The sequence below is a fragment of the Streptomyces sp. AcH 505 genome, assembly GCF_000818175.1.
Lineage (GTDB): Bacteria > Actinomycetota > Actinomycetes > Streptomycetales > Streptomycetaceae > Streptomyces.
The window spans coordinates 1648766-1653784 of sequence record NZ_JTIY01000001.1 but is presented as its reverse complement, the minus strand read 5'-3'; the positions used below and the strand labels follow the sequence as shown (position 1 = coordinate 1653784).

The following is a 5019-nucleotide window of genomic DNA, read 5'->3' as shown; positions in this document are numbered from 1 at the left end:
AATCAGGTCTGGCCCGACAAGAAACAGGGCATCTGGGATTTCCCGCTCCAGGGCATCCCGTTCCCGGGGCACAGCTTCGAAGTCCTCTCCATGGACTACAACATCCTCGCCAACCAGTCGAAGAATTCGACCCACGGCATGACCTCCAACTACCCGGCCTGGCGCCAGCAGGCGACCCAGTCGTATATCGCCGGTTTCCGGCGGGCGTACGAAACGAACCGGGCGCCGTTCTTCGTCGGCAACCACTTCGAGGAGTGGAACGGCGGAATCTACATGGATGCCGTCGAAGACGCGATGAAGGAGATCGCAGGCACCAAAGACGTCCGAATGGTGTCGTTCCGGCAGTTCACCGACTGGCTCGACGTCCAGGACCCCGCCGTACTCGCCAAGTTGCGCACACTTGAGGTCGGACAGAACCCGGCCGGCGGCTGGAACACCTTCCTCAAAGCCGTCTGACAGCCCCCGCACAGCCGCCCGCAGCGGGATTCGCGGGCGCCGCCGGCACAGAGGGGGGTGCGCAAGATCCCCCGAAACGCCCATGCGAAACTTTTCACATGAACTTTGGCAGCGCCCCCCGACGCCGCTCCAGCCGTCGACTTCGCGCCGTCGCCCTGCCGGTCATCGGCGTGGCGGCGGCGCTGGCGCTGACGGCGTGCGGCGGTGGCGGCAAGTCCGGCGGCGGCGGCAACACCAACTTCGTGTCGACGAGCGGCGGCATAGACACCGTCGCGAAGGGCGACCGCGGCTCGGCCGTCAAGATGTCGGGCGACACGCTCACCGGCAAGCAGCTCGACATCGCCAGCCTCAAGGGCAAGGTCGTCGTCCTGAACGTCTGGGGTTCGTGGTGCTCGCCCTGCCGTGAAGAGGCGCCCTATCTGGTGCGCGGCGCCGAGGACCTGGGGCCCAAGGGCGTGGCGTTCGTCGGGATCAACACCCGTGACGAGTCGAAGGGTCCGGCCATCGCGTTCGAGAAGGACAGCGGTCTGACCTACCCGAGCTTCTACGACCCGGCGGGCAAGCTCATCCTCAACAGCTTCCCCAAGGGCACCCTCAACCCGCAGGGCATCCCCTCCACGATCGTGCTCGACCGGCAGGGGAAGATCGCGGCCCGGTCGCTGGGCGGGGTCAACACGGACTCGCTGCACAAGATGATCGACCCGCTGATCGCGGAGAAGTGATCCCGTGCTGGCTCTCGCCGAGGCATCCCTCCAGAACGGCACGATCATGGACGGCGCGCTCCTCGCGGCGCTGCCGATCGCGCTGCTCGGCGGCCTCGTCTCGTTCTTCTCGCCCTGTGTGCTGCCGCTCGTACCCGGCTACCTCTCGTACGTGACCGGCGTCGCCGGTACGGATCTGGCGGACGCCCGACGCGGCCGGATGGTCGCGGGCGCCGCGCTGTTCGTCATCGGCTTCACCGCGGTCTTCGTCTCCGGCGGCGCGCTCTTCGGCTTCTTCGGGGAGCGGCTCCAGGAGAACCGGGAAGTGATCTCCAAGGTCCTCGGTGTCCTGCTGGTCGTGATGGGCGCGTTCTTCATGGGCATGATGCCCTGGCTCACCCAGCGCGAATTCCGCTTCCACAAGCGGCCGGTGACGGGTCTGGTGGGCGCACCGCTGCTCGGCGCGCTCTTCGGCGTCGGCTGGACGCCCTGCCTCGGCCCCACCCTCTCGTCCGTCAGCTTCCTGGCGATGAACCAGGCGAGCGCGGGCCGGGGCGCGATACTGACCGTCGCCTACTGCCTCGGTCTCGGCGTGCCGTTCCTGCTCGCCGCCGTGGCGTTCCGCAAGGCACTCGGCGCGTTCGGCTGGGTCAAGCGGCACTACGCGTGGGTGATGCGGATCGGCGGCGCGATGATGATCGTGACGGGGCTGCTGCTGCTGACCGGCGCGTGGGACAGCATCGTGCAACAGACGCAGTCCTGGTCCAACGGCTTCACGGTGGGGATCTAGTTCCATGAGCAAGACAGAGCCCGACAGCACAGCACGGGCCGACAGCACAGCACGGGCCGACGACACAGCACGGACGACGGACGGCGCGGCCCAGGCGGAGGTCCGGGCCGAGGTCCAGGACGCCAGGGAACTCGGCGCCGCAGGGTCCCAGCTCTCCACCGCCCCCCGCGAGGAATCCCTCATCGGCGGCCCGGTGCTGGGGGTGGTCGGCTGGGCGCGCTGGTTCTGGCGGCAGCTCACCTCCATGCGGATCGCGCTGCTCCTGCTGTTCCTGCTCTCCCTCGGCGCCATCCCCGGCTCGCTGATCCCGCAGAGCGGCAGCGACCAGCTCAAGGTCGAGACGTTCCAGAAGCAGCATCCGACGGTCTCGCCGATCTACGAGAAGCTCCAGCTGTTCCACGTCTACAGCTCGGTGTGGTTCTCCGCGATCTACATCCTGCTGTTCATCTCCCTCATCGGCTGCATCGTCCCGCGCACCTGGCAGTTCGTCGGCCAGCTGCGCGGCCGGCCGCCCGCCGCGCCCAAGCGGCTGACCCGGCTGCCCGCGTACACCACCTGGCGCACCACGGCCGAACCCGAAGAGGCGCGCACGGCGGCGCTCGCGCTGCTCAAGAAGCACCGCTTCCGCGCGGACGCCGACGGGGACGCCGTCACGGCCGAGAAGGGCTATCTGCGCGAGGCCGGGAACCTCATCTTCCATATCGCGCTGATCGTGATGCTGGTCTCCTTCGCCAGCGGCCAGCTCTTCAAGTCCGAGGGCGGCAAGCTGATCGTCGAGGGCGGCGCCTTCTCCAACACCCTCACCCAGTTCGACGACTTCAAGTCGGGGTCGCTCTTCGACGCGGACAACCTCGCGCCGTTCAGCTTCACCCTCGACAAGTTCGTCGGCACGTGGGAGCGGCAAGGGCCCGAGATCGGCACGGCCAGGACCTTCGAGGCGAAGGTCCGCTACACGGCGGGACCCGGCGACAAGGAACACACCAAACTCATCAAGGTCAACAAGCCGCTCGTGGTCGACGGTTCGAAGGTCTACCTGATCTCCCACGGCTACGCGCCGACCGTCACCGTCAAGGACGGCAAGGGCAAGGTCGTCTTCTCCGGCGCGACGCCGCTGCTGCCCTTCGACACCAACCTCTCGTCCAGCGGCGCCATCAAGGTGATGGACGGGTACCGGGACAAGAACGGCAAGAAGGACCAGCTCGGTTTCGCCGCGCTCTTCGTGCCCACGTACGGCGGCAAGGCGTCCGGGCAGATGTTCTCGCAGTTCCCGGACCTCGACTTCCCGGCGCTCAACATCGGCGCGTACCACGGGGACCTGGGGGTCAACGCCGGTGTGCCGCAGAACGTGTACCAGCTGGACACCAGCAAGATGAAGCCCTTCAAGGACGCCCAGGGCAAGATCCTGAAGAAGACGCTGCTGCCGGGCGAGACCCTGACCCTGCCCGACGGGGCCGGTTCGATCACGATGGACAGGGACGTCAAGCAGTGGGCGAGCTTCCAGATCACCCACCAGCCCGGCGCCGGCTGGGCCCTCGGCGGCGCCATCGCGGCCATCCTGGGGCTGGCCGGTTCCCTCTTCATCCAGCGGCGCCGGATCTGGGTCCGGGCCGCCCGGGGCGCCGACGGCGTCACCGTCGTCGAGATGGCGGGGCTCGGCCGCAGCGAGTCCGCCAAACTCCCCGAGGAGCTGGGCGATCTGGCCCTGGCCCTCAACAATCAGGCGCCCACAGCGCCCGATCCCGATGAACCCGACGAACCCGCCGAACCCGCCGAACCCGCCGAGACTGCCGAAACCGTCGAAACTGTCGAAGGGGCTGAGAAGTGAATCTCGCCGCCGCGGTAACCAACGAGAGCCTGGCGCACACCAGCAATGTGCTGATCTATTCATCCATGGCCGTCTATATGTTCGCCTTCTTCGCGCACATCGCGGAGTGGCTGTTCGGCAGCAGGAGCAAGATCGCCCGCACCGCCGCAGCGCTGACCGGCGACGCGAAGGAGTCCACGGCGGCCGGCTCCGTCAAGGTGCAGGTGGCCCGGAAGGGCGCGGGGACCGCCGTACTCGACCGGCCGAAGGTCGTCGTCAGGACCGCGTCCGGCACCCGTGACGTCCCCGACGGACCCGGCGCCGCGGGCGGTGACGAGCAGGGCGACATGTACGGCCGGATCGCCATCTCCCTCACCATCCTCGCCTTCGTCGTCGAGGCCGGGGGTGTCCTCACCCGCGCGCTGTCCGTACAGCGGGCGCCGTGGGGCAACATGTACGAGTTCAACCTGACCTTCTCCACGGTCGCCGTCGGTGTGTACCTCACCTTCCTGGCGCTGAAGAAGAACATCCGCTGGCTCGGGCTGCCCCTGGTCACCACGGTCCTCCTGGACCTCGGCCTCGCCGTCACCGTCCTGTACACCGCCAGCGACCAGCTGGTTCCCGCCCTGCACTCGTACTGGCTGTGGATCCACGTCTCCACCGCGATCTTCTGCGGCGCCGTGTTCTACGTCGGCGGGGTCGCCACGCTGCTCTACCTCTTCCGGGAGCGCTACGAGTCCAAGCTGGCGGCGGGCCGGCAGCCGGGCGCCTTCGCCACCTCCGTCATGGAGCGGCTGCCCGCGTCGGCCACGCTCGACAAGTTCGCCTACCGCGTCAACGCCGCCGTCTTCCCGCTCTGGACGTTCACGATCATCGCGGGCGCGATCTGGGCGGGCGACGCGTGGGGCCGGTACTGGGGCTGGGACCCGAAGGAGACCTGGTCGTTCATCACCTGGGTCGCGTACGCCGGCTACCTGCACGCACGCGCCACCGCGGGCTGGAAGGGCCGCAAGGCCGCCTACCTGGCGCTGATCGCCTTCGGCTGCTGGCTGTTCAACTACTACGGCGTGAACATCTTCGTCACCGGCAAGCACTCGTACGCCGGCGTCTGAGCGGTCTGCCCGCGAGGTACCGCCTGCTCCGTACCGCCTGCCCCGTCGGTACGGGGCAGGCGGTACGTGTGTGTCAGCGGCGCGGCCGTACGCCCGGCTCCTGCTTCGGCAGGGTCTGGCCGTCGCCCGGCAGCGTCGGCTTCGGCAGCGTCGCGA

General features: G+C 68.3%; 4 protein-coding genes and 1 pseudogene. All 5 read left to right on the top strand.

Annotated features, from left to right (window positions below; translation table 11 throughout):
- Positions 1-456 (top strand): annotated as a pseudogene (locus tag HY68_RS44850) (hypothetical protein); the annotation flags it as partial.
- 98 nt (positions 457-554) lie between these two features.
- Positions 555-1178, top strand: coding sequence for a TlpA disulfide reductase family protein (locus tag HY68_RS07665; protein WP_041985991.1), 624 nt, complete (start codon positions 555-557; stop codon positions 1176-1178).
- A gap of 46 nt (positions 1179-1224) precedes the next feature.
- A complete protein-coding gene (locus tag HY68_RS07660; RefSeq protein WP_078863898.1) occupies positions 1225-1947 on the top strand; it encodes a cytochrome c biogenesis CcdA family protein in 723 nt (240 codons plus the stop codon).
- A 4-nt stretch (positions 1948-1951) separates the two neighbouring features.
- Positions 1952-3772: a cytochrome c biogenesis protein ResB gene (locus HY68_RS07655; RefSeq protein WP_041985988.1), complete on the top strand. Its 1821-nt coding sequence runs from the start codon at positions 1952-1954 to the stop codon at positions 3770-3772.
- Complete coding sequence (gene ccsB / locus HY68_RS07650) at positions 3769-4863, top strand: c-type cytochrome biogenesis protein CcsB (protein ID WP_041985986.1); 1095 nt, start codon at positions 3769-3771, stop codon at positions 4861-4863. The genes HY68_RS07655 and ccsB overlap by 4 nt, the downstream gene beginning before the upstream one ends.
- Positions 4864-5019 lie beyond the last annotated feature (156 nt).